Below are 13,210 nucleotides of genomic sequence, written 5' to 3' on the forward strand. Positions count from 1 at the left end.
GATGCGGAAGGGATCGACCGGATTCTACGTGCGCTCCACTGTCGTCACAGCCTCAAAGCGACAGGCTCAGGCCGTCATGCGCCACGGTCCAGCCGGCGGCCTCGACATCCGCCCGTTCCGGAGAGCCTTCGACCAGGACCGGATTGGTATTGTTGATGTGCACGAAGATACGGCGCCCGATCTCGACAGCCCCCAGGGCCTCGATCGAGCCGTTCTCACCGCGCATCGGCACATGGCCCATGCGCCAGCCGGTCTTGGTGCCGACGCCCGCCCGGATCATGTCGTCGTCGTGCAGGACGGTGCCGTCGAACAGCAGCGCGTCCACGCCGGCGATGCGGGCGCGCAGCCCGTCCGTCACCCGGGCACAGCCGGGAATGTAGGCGAGGCGCCGGCCACCGGCCTCGATCAATGCGCCGACCGTGGTCTCGGTCTCGGCGCCGATCTCCAGGGTCTCGTCCTCGAGCCAGAGCGGCACCTTGCCGGGAACGGGGAAAAGGGTGACCGACAGGCCGGGCAGGGGCTCGAAACGCTGATCCATCCCGATCGGCTGGCGGGCGACCACGCCCTCGGCCATCACGTCGAACACGCGGTTGGCATTCACCGATTCGAGGATGCCGCGGGTGCCGTAGAGCGTGTAGGGCTGGCCTTCGCGGAGGGTCAGAAGACCCGCAACGTGGTCGACATCCCCGTTCGTCAGCAGTACCGCCTTGATCGGCGAATGGCGTAGGCCCTCGCGCGGGTGCATCTGCGCATTGTCGAAGAGCTGTTGCCGGATGTCCGGCGAGGCATTGATGAGCAGCCAATCAGACCCGTCGGCGGAGACCGCGATACTCGACTGGGTCCGGGGGCGTACCCGGTCCGGTTCGGACCGTGCCAGCGAACAGATGGGGCAGCGGCAATTCCACTGGGGAAGGCCGCCGCCAGCCGCAGAACCGAGGATCACGACGCGCATGTGCGGCTCCCGAGATCCCCGGTCCGTAAAACTCAGTTGAAGGTGTCGATCTCGGCCGACTCGTAGCTCGTCACTTCCATGCCGACGCAGATCTCGGACACGATCGGGGCAGCCCACTTCATGGTGTTTCTCCTCAGGCGATATCTTCACCGAGCGTCACGCGGATCCTAAGAGGACCCTAAGACACTGATGGCGCTCTCATTTCTGGCGCGGGAGAGGTATCGACGATTCAGGCGCAGGCTTCAAGCACTAAGTTGCCGGATCCTCCCAAATTTTTCGTGAGAGACTTCCTAAACGCCCGGAAACCATCACGAAACGCGCCGCCCTGCGACTAAAGTACAGTGGCTCACTGTCGAAAGTCGGGACCGCGCAGTTCGAGCATGAATCCCTTGCCACGCACGGTGACCAGGCCGGGACCGCCGTAGCGGACGAAATCCGCCATCTTCGAGCGCAGATAGCCGATATAGACGTCGACCACGTTGAGCGAGAGGCCACCCTGGCTGGCCCAGAGCCGGTCGAAGATATCGGCCCGGGAGACCGGCTTGCCGATGTTCTCCATTAACATGCCGAGCAGGTCGGCCTCGCGGGGGGTGAGGCGGGCGCTGGCCTCGCCGCAGCTGGCCTGCCGGGTCTCGAGGTCCAGCATCAGCTTGCCGACGGTGATGCGCGACCGCGGTGCCTCCGCCTGCTCGCGCCGCATCAGATGGGTCCGCAGGCGGGCGACCAGCTCGTCGAACTCGAAGGGTTTGATGATGTAGTCGTCGGCGCCGAGCGCCAGCCCTTCGGCCCGGTCACGAATCTCGTCCCGGGCGGAGAGGAACAGGATCGCCCCGGGAAAGCCGCCCTCCCGCAGGGAGCGGCAGACGTCGTGCCCCGACCCGTCCGGGAGGTTGATGTCGAGGAGCACGGCGCCGGGGGCCGGATCGTGCGCGGCCTTGAGCGCCTCGTCCACGCAGGCTGCCGTCCCGACTTCGAATCCCTCGGCTTCCAGGCCCCGAGCCAGAAGGCCGCGGATGTCGATGTCGTCCTCGACGATCAGGATCCGCGTCATGCGGCCGACTCCTTCACCTGCCCGCCGGTCGCGCCGTCGACCGGCCCCGCATCCCATGCCGGATCGAGGGCCGGGATGTCCAGGGTCACGCGGGCGCCGCGCCCGTCGGGCCCGGCACCGAGCCGAATCGTGCCGCCATGCTGCTCGACGATCCAGCGCGCCAGGGCGAGGCCGATGCCGAACCCGGTCTCGTCGGGACCCGCCCCCGATCCACGCCTGAAGCGTTCGAACAGGTCGGCTTCGGATGCATTGAAGCCCGGACCGTCGTCCGTGACGGTGATCCGCCCGACGGGTCCCGGGCCCGCCGCCAGGGCAACCTCGACGCGGGTGAGGCCGGCGGCATGACGCAGGGCGTTGTCCACGAGGCTCTCGACGGTCTGGCGGATCCATTCGCGGTCGGCGAGGCACTCGACGTCCCGGTTGCCGGGATCGAGGCCGAGGCCGACGCGACGGCGGGCCGCTTCGGAGCTCATGTTGTCCACCGCCTCCGCGAGGAGCTGAGCAAGTCCCAGACGGCGCTTGTCGAACTCGATCTCGCCGGATTCCGAGCGCGCAACCCGCAGCAGGTCCTCGACCCGCAGCTTGAGACGCTGCGCCCGCTTCTTGATCGTCGCGAAAACCGGATTCGGGTCGGCGCCCCGGGATGCGCCGCGCAGGGCGAGGTCGCACTCGCCCAGGATGACCGTGAGGGGGGTGCGCAGTTCGTGGCTGACATCGGCGAAGAAGCGGCGCCGGGATTGGTCGACGGCTTCGAGGCGGGCGTTGGCGGCCCGAAGATCGGCCGTGCGTGCCGCCACGGTATCCTCCAGCGCCGCCCGGTCGGCCGCAACCCGCGATTCCCGCCGGGCGAGGCGGGCGGCCATGCGGTTGACGTTGGTCATCAGCAGTCCGAGTTCGTCGCGCGTGGCGACGGAGAGCCGGGTGTCGAGGGCGCCGTGGCCGATGGCGCTCGCGGCCCGGCGGACCTCCTCGATCCGCGCCAGGGTTGGCCGGGTGACGCCGCGGTAGAGGATCGCCAGCAGCACGAGAGCCGCCGCCACCGCGGCGGCGGCGGCCAGACGCAGGCGCTCCGACAGCGCCCGGGCCTGCTCGGAGCCGAGGGCCATGCTGCGCCGTTCGGCCTCGATCAGGAAGGACAGGGGCTGGCCGGTCATGGCCCCGAAGCCGTTGAGCGCCCCCTTGATGGCGTCCTGGCGCCGCTCCGGATCGGTCTGGCGGCTGATCAGCGACACCTGCCGGTCCAGGACGGCGCGGGCCGCGCGCAGTTGGGCCATGGGGCGCGTACGGGCGGCGTATTGCATCCGGTCGGCCGGGTCGTCGCTCGGCGGGAAGCTCTTGGCGAGCGCCTCATCCACGGTGGTGAGGGCGCGGTCGGCATTGTCTCGGGCGATCGCCATCGCCTCGGGCTGGCCGTCGGGATTGCCGACGGTCTCCACGGCCGCCATGCCGAACTGGGTGAGGCGGCCCGACAGCTCGGCCAGAAGTTCCAGGCGACGCTGGGCCTCAAGGGTGCGGTCGACGGTCCGTTCCGCCGCCCCGATCGCCGCCAGCGCGGCCGCGGCCGCCAGCATCACGACGACGGCGGTGCCCCCGAGCAACAGGGCGAAGCGGACCTTCAGCGAGCGCATCGTGGTCGTCCCGCCGTCAATGCGGGACCGAGCATGTCACCGTCCGGCCGCTGAACCAAGGTGCCGTCACAGATCCTTCGGCAGGCTGCCCTTGGCGGCGCAGCGCCAGCGTTCCACGTGCCATTCGGGATGCGCGGCCTGCCAGGTCGCCAGCGCACTCTGCGAGTTGCGCAGGCAGACGAACGGGCTCGCTTTCTCGAACGACATCTCGATCCGGTCCTCGCGGCAGGTCGAGGGTTGGGCGACGAGGCAGATCGACAGCAGCAGCAGCATGGGCGCGTCCCCGGGTTGCCGGCCTCGATCGGGCCGGCTTGGCGGAGAGCATAGGACGCGTCCACGCCCCTTGCCCAGGCGGCGTCAGGCCGCGACCCAAATCTCGCCCTTGGCGATGGTAGCGAGGTCGCCCGAGTAGCGACGCAGCGGCTTGGCGAGCAGGTCGGCATGCTCGGCGCTGAGGCCGCGCAGCGCCTTCGCCAGGAGCCGGAGGAACACGAGATCGTGCGTCCCCGTCTCCACGAAAGTCGAAGCCATCCGGCCGTGCGCACCCAGGAGAAGCGTTCCGCGGCGCATGCCGAGACCGGGGTGATCGCCCACCGCGAGGGCCGCCAGGGTTCCGGCGATCATGCGCGATCCCGCGAAGGCCCCCGCGCGTCCGGCCACGATCGTCCCGCGCCGCATCCGGTCGCCGAGATGGGCACCCGCCGTGCCGCGAATGATCAGCGTCGCACCGTCGAGTCCGGCCTTGGCGGCATAGACCGCACCGCCGGCGTAATCTCCGGCATCGCCCTCGATGGTGATCGTGCCGCCGGTGGCGCCGGAGGCCGCATAGGGCCCGGCATGGCCGGTGACGGTGACGCGGCCGCCCGCCATGCCGGCGCCGAGGCGCTGGCCGACATCGCCGGTGACCCGGATCGTGCCCGCCGACAGGGAGGCGCCGACCCGGTCGAGGCGCTCGTGGCCGCCCTCGAGGGTCAGGGTGTCGGAGCCGTCCAACGAGACGGCGAAGCAGTCGCCGAGGCGCACGCCGGTCCGGGTGGTCCCGACCTCCAGGCGCTCGGCTTCGCCCTGCGACAGGCGGCTCAGAGCCGCGGGGTTGATGTTGAGGAAGTCCAGGCGCTCCGGCGGAGCCGCACGCAGGGTGAGGGTGCTCACGGCTCAGCCCTCCGTCTTGGCGTCGTCGCGCGCGATCAGGTCGCGCAGATGGTAGTGGTGGCGGCCGAGATTGCCGCCGTAATTTCCGGCCGTGACCGCGATCAGCCCGTGCTTGCCGCCGATCTCGGTGGCCGCGTGCAGGCCGGCGCGCATCGAGTCAGACACGCCCTGCGAGGTCAGGGCGTCGATCACGATCTCCAGCACCACGCCGCATTCGGCCGGGAGCGCCGAGCCGGCGCGCCCCTTGAGGGTCGGGCAGTAAGCGTCGTTGGTCGAGGCCATCATGCCCTTGGTCCGGCCGCCGACCTTGGAGCCGGAACGGACGATGCCGCCGGGGAACGGCAGGATCGCGCCCGGCACCGCCTTGGCGGCCTCCACGGCGATCTCGGCGACCTTCAGCGTCTCGGCGTGGTTGCGGCCGAGGAACAGCAGGTTGCCGCCACCGACCGCGCCGTCTACGGCCCGGACCGTGTCCTCGCAGAGGAACTCGCCGTCCATCACCGGGATGCGCCAGTAGCGCCGGGCCTTGCCGGTGGCGTCGGGCAGGCGCTTGGCCACCGCGAAGCCGTCACCGAAATAGCGGATCGCGCCGCCGAGCTTGATCTTGGTCGGCCCGTCGACGCCGGCGTAGCAGGCGGTGCCCGGGCAGGTGAGGATGCACTGGCCGACCCGCTTGATCAGCTGGTCCTTGAGGCCGTTCGGCTCGAAGCCGAACAGCAGGATGCGCACGCCCGGCCGCCCGTCGGGAGTCTCCTCCGGCGACAGCTCGGCGTCGATGCCCGCCTCAGCGCCGCAGCCGATCACCGAGGTGGCGAAGCCCGTCATCGTGGTGGCGGCGATCATCGCCCACTTGGCGGTGTCGTTCGTGACGATGATGGCGGTGCCGGCCACATCGAACGCCTCCGCGAAGGTGTCGATGACCGGGATGCCGTTGAGGGAGAGATCAGACATCGTTCTTCCCGCGGCTCGCCCCTCTGATCACAACCGGCATGGCACCGCCTCGAAATTGTCCGGACCGTCGCCGAAGGCCGCGTCGGGCACGGCGAAGCTGTCGAGGCCCTCGCCGAACCGCTCCGTCAGGTAGGTGTCGGCGCGCTTCGCCATGGCCTTGTCGGACTCGACCGTCAGCGACAGCGTCCGGCCGGCCCGCCATTCCACCACCTCGCCGTCCTCGACGATCGGCACGCCGTCCTTGAGGACGAGCTTGGCGGCGGTGAACATCGCGGTTCGGTCGGTGTCGTCCCGGTAGACCGCCACGTCCGCCCGGGCACCGGCCCGCAGATGGCCGCGGTCGTCCAGCCCCAGCAGCTTGGCCGGACCCGACCGGGTCAGCTGCGCGATTTCCGAGAGCGTGTACTCGCGCTCCAGGCCAGGAAGGCCGGAGCGCTCGCCCACGATCTTGGGCAGCGTCGCGATCTCGCGGTCACGCTCCGACTTGTCCATCAGCAGGTGGATGATGCGCGGGTACTGGGTGAACGGGCCACCGTTCGGGTGGTCGGTCGTCAGGATCGTCCGCTCCGGATCGGTGGAGAGCAGCATGATCTCCAGGCCGATCGCCCATTGCAGCGAGCTGGTCGGGCCCCGGGGCCGGTACAGGAACGGCACCACGCCGCCGCCTTCGGCGTCGCCCGCGTTCAGCACCCACTTCTTCGGCTTCGCGCCCTTCCGGCCCGCGAACTGACGGAGGATGTCGAGGGACACCGTCACCGTCTGGCCGAACACCACCTGCCCGATGTCGAGGGTGGCGTTTGGATTGTCGGCGATCGCCTGCGCGATGCGCTCGGCGGCCGAGCGGAAACCGCCGGTGCCGGGATTGGCCGGATCGACCGCGCCGTAGGCGTAGAACTGCGCGTGGGCGAAGTGGATGCGCCGGCCTTCCGCTGCATCCAGGGTCGCCATGAAGCTGTCGTCCGCTCCGGGCAGGCCCAGGTTGTTGCAGTGGACGTGCAGCGGGTGCGGGACGCCGATCTCCTCGACCGCGTCGAGGAGCGAGCCCATGATCTGCCGGGTCGAGAGCCCGTAGCAGGGGATCTCGTCGTCCAGCGACAGGCGCAGCGCCCCGTCCTTGAAGGCGGAGGCGCCGCCCGCGTTGATGCACTTCACCCCGAGGCCGCGGGACTGGGCGACCGACAGGGCGACGAGGTCGCGCACGGCGTTGCCGCCCTGGCGCTCGCGCAGCATCTCCAGAAGCTGGTCGTCGTTGCCCATCACCGTGAGGGCGCCGCGGTCGAGCAGCGGGATGTCGGCGAGCTCGAGCTGCGTACCCAGGGCGTGGGTCGGCGGCATCGCCGGCTCGACGGCCGTGGTGTAGCCCATCCGCGCGTAGGTCGAGCCGATCCAGGCCGCGGCCCCGCCCGCATGGGCGAAGGGATGGCCGTCGGGGGCCGCCTCGCTGACGTAGAGGTCGGGCAGGAGCAGCCGCGAGGTGATCACGTTGCCGCCGGCGATGTGCGAGTGCACCTCGACGCCGCCGGCCATCACCACGCAGCCCGCCGCATCGATCACGGCGTCGGGCTCGCGGCCCGGCGGATCGATGATGCGGCCATCCTCGATCCAGACGTCACCGACAGAATCGCGGGACGCGGTCGGATCGACGACGCGCCCGCCCCGGATCACGCTCAGCATGCGGAATCACTCCTCGACGCGGCCTGCAGCGTGGCCAGACGCTCCTTGAGCGCGGCCAGCACCGACGCGGCCGACGGCAGATCCGACGGCGCAGTGGCCGGCCAGAAGGTCAGGGCGGCGCGCTGCTCGTTCCACAGGACGCCGCCGTGGTCGCGGCCAGGCTGGCCGACCGAAATCACCACCTCGGCAGCCTGCGCCTCGCCTTCCGCGACCAGAGCCACGGACGGCACCGCGGACAGCCAGTCCGGGCGCGCCACCGGGACGGCACCGAGCCAGAGAACGGCGTCGGCCTCGCCGGCAGCGACCTGCCGGGCGGCGTCGAAGCGCCAGGGATCATGCTCGGGGACGCGGCGCCCGAAGCCGCTGCGGGGCGCCTGTCCGGTCGTCCAGGCCGAGACCGGCACGACGGCCCGGTCCTGCCCGGCCGCACCGACCGCCAGGGTGAAGCAGCGTGTGGTCTCGCTCAGCTCCATGGCGAGGCCCTGGAGCATCTCGACACCGAACTCGCCGAGTTCGGCCGGATCGTAGAGCAGCACGCCGTACTGCGCGGCGGCGAGCCGGGACGCGATCTGACCCGGCAAGGCGTCACCGGCGAGATGCCCGCGGGCATAGGCCCGCAGCTCGGCCACGGCCTCCGGCAGCCCGCCATCGGCGGGCCAGGCCAGCGCCGCACCGGCGTTCGCACCCACCGCCAGGAGGGCCCTGTCGGATCCGGCGGCGCGCCCACGGGTGGGCTTGGCGTCGATCAGGCGTTTCATGAGCGGCGCCTGCCAGGGGGCGGCACCGACGACGAGAACCGTGTCGGCGCGTCCGACGGCCTCGGCAGGCGTCGTCGTGAGGGCACCGACCCGGCTCAGCGCTCCGAGCTCGGCATAGGTCCCGGCCGCGCCGGCGGTATCGACCGAGGCGCCGATGCGCCCCGCGAGATCATAGGCTGCGCGGATCGCAGCCACGTCGGCGCTGAGGCCGGCGATCACCGGCGCGCGCGCCTTGGCGAGCAGGGATGCGGCCGCCTCGACGGCGGTGCCCGCGTCCGTCGCGCCACCCTTCACCCAGGCTGCCATGCTCCCTCTCGCAACGTTCTTGCTTGGTTTCGGAGCGGGCGACGGCCGTAAGACCGGACGAAGCAGGTGCGCCTCAGCATGAGGGTTCCCCACCGAATCGGAATGGCGCATCCGCCCGGCATGTCCGGGCAGCGGCAAACTCGGCGCGCCGTCGCAACCCCTAGGTTTGCATTCATCCGCGCACCGCGGCAAGGGGGGTCCGGCGGCGATCCGCATCGCAAGGTGGATCGCCAGGGGGTTTGCAAGGTGGTTCGCAAGGTGGATTGCGCGGATGGGCCGGTGCCGCCCCGCGATCCTGCGGACACCTTGTGCGGACAGGCCGAGCGACCGCGGAACCTGAACCGGAACCGAGCGCCGGAATTGCCGTGACGGCGGTGCGATCCAGGCCTGTCCAAGTTGCCTGGCCCCGGGCCACGTGTGAAAAGCGCGCCGCGCATGCGCCGGGCCTGCGGGATTCGAGGGACGTGTGTTGGGCGAGGTCCCTGAAAGGAACGAGGTGGCAGCGGACGGTGCCGTGCGGGTCGAGGCCCCGGCACGGCTGCATTTCGGATTCCTGGACCTGCACGGCGGTCTCGGCCGCCGGTTCGGCAGCATCGGGCTCGCCATCGATGCGCCGTCCCTCGCCCTGAGCGCCCGTCGGGCAGCGCGGCCTTCCGTGGAGGGCCCTGAAGCCGACCGCGTGCGCGGCTATGTCCGTGCCGCCGCCGCCCATCTCGGGCACGGCGAAGACGTGGCGGTGACGGTGGAGCGGGTCATCCCGGCCCATGCCGGTTTCGGTTCGGGCACGCAGCTCGCCCTCGCGGTAGCGGCAGCCATGGCACGGCTCAGCGGCGAGCCCTTCGCGCCGGATGCCTTCGCGGCAACCCTGGGACCGGGGCAACCGGTCCGGCGTCGGACTGCGCGCCTTCACGGAGGGCGGCCTGATCGTCGATGGCGGCCGCGGCGCGGACGGGGGCCCGCCTCCGGTCATCGCGCGTCTGCCCTATCCCGAGGCCTGGCGGATCGTCCTGATCCTCGATCCGGGCATGGCGGGCGTGCACGGGACGCGCGAGGTCGAGGCGTTCCGCGATCTGCCGCGCTTTCCCGAGGCCCAGGCGGCGGAGATCTGCCGGATCGCGCTGATGCAGGTCCTGCCCGCGGTCGCCCTGGCCGAGCCCCAGGGCTTCGGTGCCGGCATCACCCGAATCCAGACGCTGATCGGCGACCATTTCGCGCCCCATCAGGGGGGCCGCTACGCCAGCGCCGCGGTGGCGGAGGCGCTGGCGAGCATCGCCGCGCAGGGCGTGCCGGGCTACGGGCAGTCCTCCTGGGGGCCGACCGGCTTCGCCCTGATGGCGTCCGAGGCCGAGGCCCGCGCCCTGGTGGCCGGCCTCGACCGCGGCGGTCCGCTCCGGTTCGTCATCGCCCGGGGTCGCAACAGTGGCGCTTCGGTAACCGGTCCGGCGTGAGCCGCCCACCCCGGACTTGACCCGGGGCACCGCTCCGGGTTTGGACGGTGGACAGGCGCATCTGTTGCGCGCCGCATGAGGATTCCATGGCCCGCTCGATCCTCCACATGCTGACGCCGCTCCGGCACATGAGCCCGTTCGACGTGAACATGGCCGTGGATGCCGGGTTCGAGACGGTGGTGACCTACACCGAGGTTAGCCTCGCCGACGTGGTCTCGCTGACCCAGGATTCGATCTTCTCGCGGTCGCCGGCCGACGGGACGCGGACGGGCATCTTCATCGGCGGCAAGAACGCCGAGGACGCCCTCGACATGGTCGACCGCGCCAAGAAGGCCTTCGTGCCGCCCTTCGTAAACCACGTCTTCGCAGATCCGGCCGGCTCGTTCACCACCGGCGCGGCCATGGTCGCCCAGGTCTCCCGCGCCCTGCGGCAGAAGTTCAACACCGACCTCACCGGCAAGCGCATCGTGATCTTCGGCGGCGCCGGCGTCGTCGCCTACGTGGCCGCGGTGATCGGCGCCCTGCAGGGCGCCACCACCGTTCTGGTCGGGCACGACGGCGAGGAGCGGGTCTCGAAGATCGCCTTCACGATGAAATGGCGCTTCGGCATCGAGGTCGGCGCTGTCGACGGCACGACCCCCGAGGATCGCCGCGCCGCCATCCGCGACGCCGACGTCATCCTCTCCGCCGGGCCGGCGGGCATCCCGATCCTCACCGCGGAGGACCTGAAGTCGGCGCCGAAGCTGCTCGTCGCGTCGGACGTCAACGCCGTGCCGCCTGCCGGCATCGCGGGGATCGACGTGAACGCGGTCGATGTCGCCCTGCCCACCGGCAAGGGCGTCGGCATCGGCGCGCTGGCAGTCGGCAACGTGAAGTACCAGACGCAGCGGCGCCTGTTCGACCGGATGCTCGCCTCCGACACGCCGCTCTGCCTCGACTTCCGCGACGCCTATGCGCTCGCGGTGGAGATCGCCGGCTAGTCCGATACGAGCCGGCCCCGGATGGCGGATGCGGTCCTGATCGCCGCCCAGGCCGGGCGCGCCCTGGCCGAGGCGGCGCGGCGTGCCGGGCTTCGGCCCTACGTGGCCGATCTGTTCGGGGACGCGGATACGCTGGCCGCCGCCGAGGCCTACCGGCCGCTGCCCGGCCGCTTCGGAACCGCGCCGGCCGCGGACGCGACGGTGGCCGCGCTCGACCATCTGGCCGGAGCCGCCGGCCGCCCGATCGGGCTCATTCTGGGCAGTGGCTTCGAGGACGCGCCGGACTTGATCGGGCGCCTCGCCGCGCGGCACCGGCTGATCGGCGCGTCGGCCGAGACCGTCTCGACCCTCAAGGCGCCCCTGGCCTTCGCGGCCCTCTGCACACGCCTCGGCGTGCCGCATCCCGCGGTGGCAACCGACCCGCCGCCGGATCCGCGGGCGTGGCTGCTCAAGCGCGCGGGCGGCAGCGGCGGCAACCACATCCGGGCTGCGACCCGGTCGCCGGCACCGCAGGGCCACTACTTCCAGCAACGCGTACCGGGCCGGCCGCACGCCCTGAACTTCCTCGCCGACGGCCGGACGATCCGCATCCTCGCCGTCACCGAGCAATGGTGCGCGCCGTCGCCGATCCGTCCCTTCCGCTATGCCGGGGCCCTGGCCCGCGGTGCCGGTGAAGCCCCGGCGCTCCCCGTTGCGCTCGTGGACGCCATCGCCGCCGGCACCGAGCGGATCGTCGCCGCGACCGGCTTGCGGGGGCTCGCCAGCGCCGACCTGCTGGTCGAGGGTTCGGCGTGGTGGCTCACCGAGATCAATCCCCGGCCCGGCGCGACGCTGGACATCCTCGACCGGCGCGGGATTCCGCTGCTTCCCGCCCATATCGCGGCCTGCCTCGGCACGATGCCGGACCCCGGGCCGCATCCGGCGGATGCGGCGGCCGCGCAGATCTGTTACGGGACCCGGAGCTTGCGCCTGTTCCGGACCTCGAGTGGCCGAACTGCGTGCGCGACCGTCCGTGCCCGGGCTCGGTGGTCCGCCGCGACGCGCCGCTCTGCACGGTGCTGGCCGAAGGCGCGGACCGGGCGGAGGTGCTCGCCCTGTTGGAAACGCACACGGCGCGCCTGCGGGCCGTCTGCGCGGCGAAGAAAATTCACCCCGAGGAAGCCCTGTCATGAGTGCCAGCCAATCCTATCCCAGCATCAACGCGCTCGCGGCGCCCCTCGTCGAGCGGCTCGTGGCGGATGCCGCGACGCTGCGGCTCTCCGTGACGCAGGCGGCCGGCGGCGCCCGGATGGTCGATGCCGGCGCGCAGGCGAGGGGGTCGATCGAAGCCGGGCGGCGCATCGCCGAGATCTGCCTCGGCGGCCTCGGCACCGTCACGATCGCGCCGACCGGACCGATCGCCTCCTGGCCCTATTCGGTGACGGTCCACGCCGCCGACCCGGTCCTCGCCTGTCTGGGGAGCCAGTATGCGGGCTGGAGCCTCGCGGACGAGACCGGTGATTCCGGCTTCTTCGCCCTCGGCTCGGGGCCCGGCCGGGCGGTGGCGGCTGTCGAGGACCTGTACCAGGAACTCGGCTTCCGCGACTCCGCCACGAAGACCGCCCTCGTGCTAGAAGCGGCGGGCGGGCCGCCCGAGAGCGTCGTCGCCAAGGTCGCCGAGGCCTCCGGCCTGAAGCCCGAGGACCTGACCTTCATCTTCGCGCCGACCCAGAGCCTCGCCGGCTCCACCCAGGTCGTGGCCCGCGTCCTCGAGGTGGCCCTCCACAAGGCCCACACGGTCGGCTTCGACCTGCACGCCATCGTGGACGGGATCGGCTCGGCGCCGCTGTCGCCGCCGCACCCGGACTTCATCAAGGCGATGGGCCGCACCAACGACGCGATCATCTACGGCGGACGCGTACAGCTCTTCGTGGATGCCGACGATGCCGATGCCAGGCAGCTCGCCGAACAGCTGCCCTCGACGACGTCGAGCGACCACGGCGCGCCCTTCGCCGACATCTTCGGCCGGGTGAACGGCGACTTCTACAAGATCGACGGCGCCCTGTTCTCGCCGGCCGAGGCGATCGTCACGTCGGTGCGCACCGGCGTCACCTACCGCGGCGGCCGTCTGGAGCCGACGCTGGTCGACGCATCCTTCGCGTGAAGCACGCCGGGCTCCCTCTCTCCTGCGGGAGCGGGAGCCCCAACCGGATCCGGACGGCGACATCTTCCTGGCCCCCCCGCAGGCGGGGGCAGCGTGACGATCAGGACCCCCATGCGCATCGGGCTCGCGGCCGATACGGCACCTGGCACAAGACCGCCTGCTGGCGG

12 protein-coding genes and 2 pseudogenes are annotated in these 13,210 nt (G+C 71.4%); 5 read left to right on the top strand and 9 right to left on the bottom strand.

Features of this window, described 5'->3' with window-relative positions:
• Positions 1 to 52 precede the first annotated feature (52 nt).
• The 9 genes from pqqB to I53_RS27835 all read right to left on the bottom strand — a co-directional run bounded on the left by pqqB (position 53) and on the right by I53_RS27835 (position 8,472).
• On the bottom strand, positions 53 to 952 hold the full coding sequence (gene pqqB / locus I53_RS27795; RefSeq protein ID WP_043357095.1) for a pyrroloquinoline quinone biosynthesis protein PqqB: 900 nt from the start codon (positions 950 to 952) through the stop codon (positions 53 to 55).
• A 32-nt stretch (positions 953 to 984) separates the two neighbouring features.
• The gene (gene pqqA / locus I53_RS27800) at positions 985 to 1,074 is read right to left on the bottom strand and encodes a pyrroloquinoline quinone precursor peptide PqqA (protein ID WP_012317526.1); all 90 of its coding nucleotides are present in this window, start codon (positions 1,072 to 1,074) and stop codon (positions 985 to 987) included.
• 224 nt (positions 1,075 to 1,298) lie between these two features.
• Positions 1,299 to 2,003, bottom strand: coding sequence for a response regulator transcription factor (locus tag I53_RS27805; protein WP_043357098.1), 705 nt, complete (start codon positions 2,001 to 2,003; stop codon positions 1,299 to 1,301).
• A complete protein-coding gene (locus I53_RS27810) occupies positions 2,000 to 3,631 on the bottom strand; it encodes an ATP-binding protein (RefSeq protein WP_043357100.1) in 1,632 nt (543 codons plus the stop codon). The genes I53_RS27805 and I53_RS27810 overlap by 4 nt, the downstream gene beginning before the upstream one ends.
• 66 nt (positions 3,632 to 3,697) lie before the next feature.
• Positions 3,698 to 3,904, bottom strand: coding sequence for a hypothetical protein (locus tag I53_RS27815; RefSeq protein WP_043357102.1), 207 nt, complete (start codon positions 3,902 to 3,904; stop codon positions 3,698 to 3,700).
• Between the two features lie 84 nt (positions 3,905 to 3,988).
• Positions 3,989 to 4,783, bottom strand: a complete 795-nt coding sequence (locus I53_RS27820) for a formylmethanofuran dehydrogenase subunit C (RefSeq protein ID WP_043357104.1) — start codon at positions 4,781 to 4,783, stop codon at positions 3,989 to 3,991.
• A 3-nt stretch (positions 4,784 to 4,786) separates the two neighbouring features.
• Positions 4,787 to 5,734, bottom strand: coding sequence for a formylmethanofuran--tetrahydromethanopterin N-formyltransferase (gene fhcD, locus I53_RS27825; protein WP_043357106.1), 948 nt, complete (start codon positions 5,732 to 5,734; stop codon positions 4,787 to 4,789).
• Positions 5,735 to 5,761: 27 nt separating this feature from the next.
• A complete protein-coding gene (locus I53_RS27830) occupies positions 5,762 to 7,408 on the bottom strand; it encodes a formylmethanofuran dehydrogenase subunit A (RefSeq protein WP_043357108.1) in 1,647 nt (548 codons plus the stop codon).
• Entirely contained in the window at positions 7,402 to 8,472 is a 1,071-nt protein-coding gene (locus I53_RS27835; RefSeq protein ID WP_043357109.1) for a formyl transferase, read from the bottom strand. Before I53_RS27835 ends, I53_RS27830 begins: the two co-directional genes overlap by 7 nt.
• A 469-nt stretch (positions 8,473 to 8,941) precedes the next feature.
• Between I53_RS27835 and I53_RS27845 the strand changes: the two are divergent.
• The 5 genes and pseudogenes from I53_RS27845 (at position 8,942) to mch (ending at position 13,043) form a co-directional block, all read left to right on the top strand.
• Positions 8,942 to 9,920, top strand: a pseudogene (locus I53_RS27845) (beta-ribofuranosylaminobenzene 5'-phosphate synthase family protein).
• A gap of 86 nt (positions 9,921 to 10,006) precedes the next feature.
• On the top strand, positions 10,007 to 10,900 hold the full coding sequence (locus tag I53_RS27850) for an NAD(P)-dependent methylenetetrahydromethanopterin dehydrogenase (RefSeq protein WP_043357114.1): 894 nt from the start codon (positions 10,007 to 10,009) through the stop codon (positions 10,898 to 10,900).
• 21 nt (positions 10,901 to 10,921) lie between these two features.
• A pseudogene (locus tag I53_RS27855) lies at positions 10,922 to 11,671 on the top strand (ATP-grasp domain-containing protein); the annotation flags it as partial.
• A 227-nt stretch (positions 11,672 to 11,898) separates the two neighbouring features.
• Positions 11,899 to 12,072: a hypothetical protein gene (locus I53_RS36280; RefSeq protein ID WP_374701385.1), complete on the top strand. Its 174-nt coding sequence runs from the start codon at positions 11,899 to 11,901 to the stop codon at positions 12,070 to 12,072.
• Complete coding sequence (mch, locus tag I53_RS27860; protein ID WP_043357116.1) at positions 12,069 to 13,043, top strand: methenyltetrahydromethanopterin cyclohydrolase; 975 nt, start codon at positions 12,069 to 12,071, stop codon at positions 13,041 to 13,043. Before I53_RS36280 ends, mch begins: the two co-directional genes overlap by 4 nt.
• The last annotated feature ends 167 nt before the right edge of the window (positions 13,044 to 13,210 follow it).

The sequence above is a fragment of the Methylobacterium sp. B1 genome (assembly GCF_000333255.1).
Classification (GTDB): domain Bacteria; phylum Pseudomonadota; class Alphaproteobacteria; order Rhizobiales; family Beijerinckiaceae; genus Methylobacterium; species Methylobacterium fujisawaense.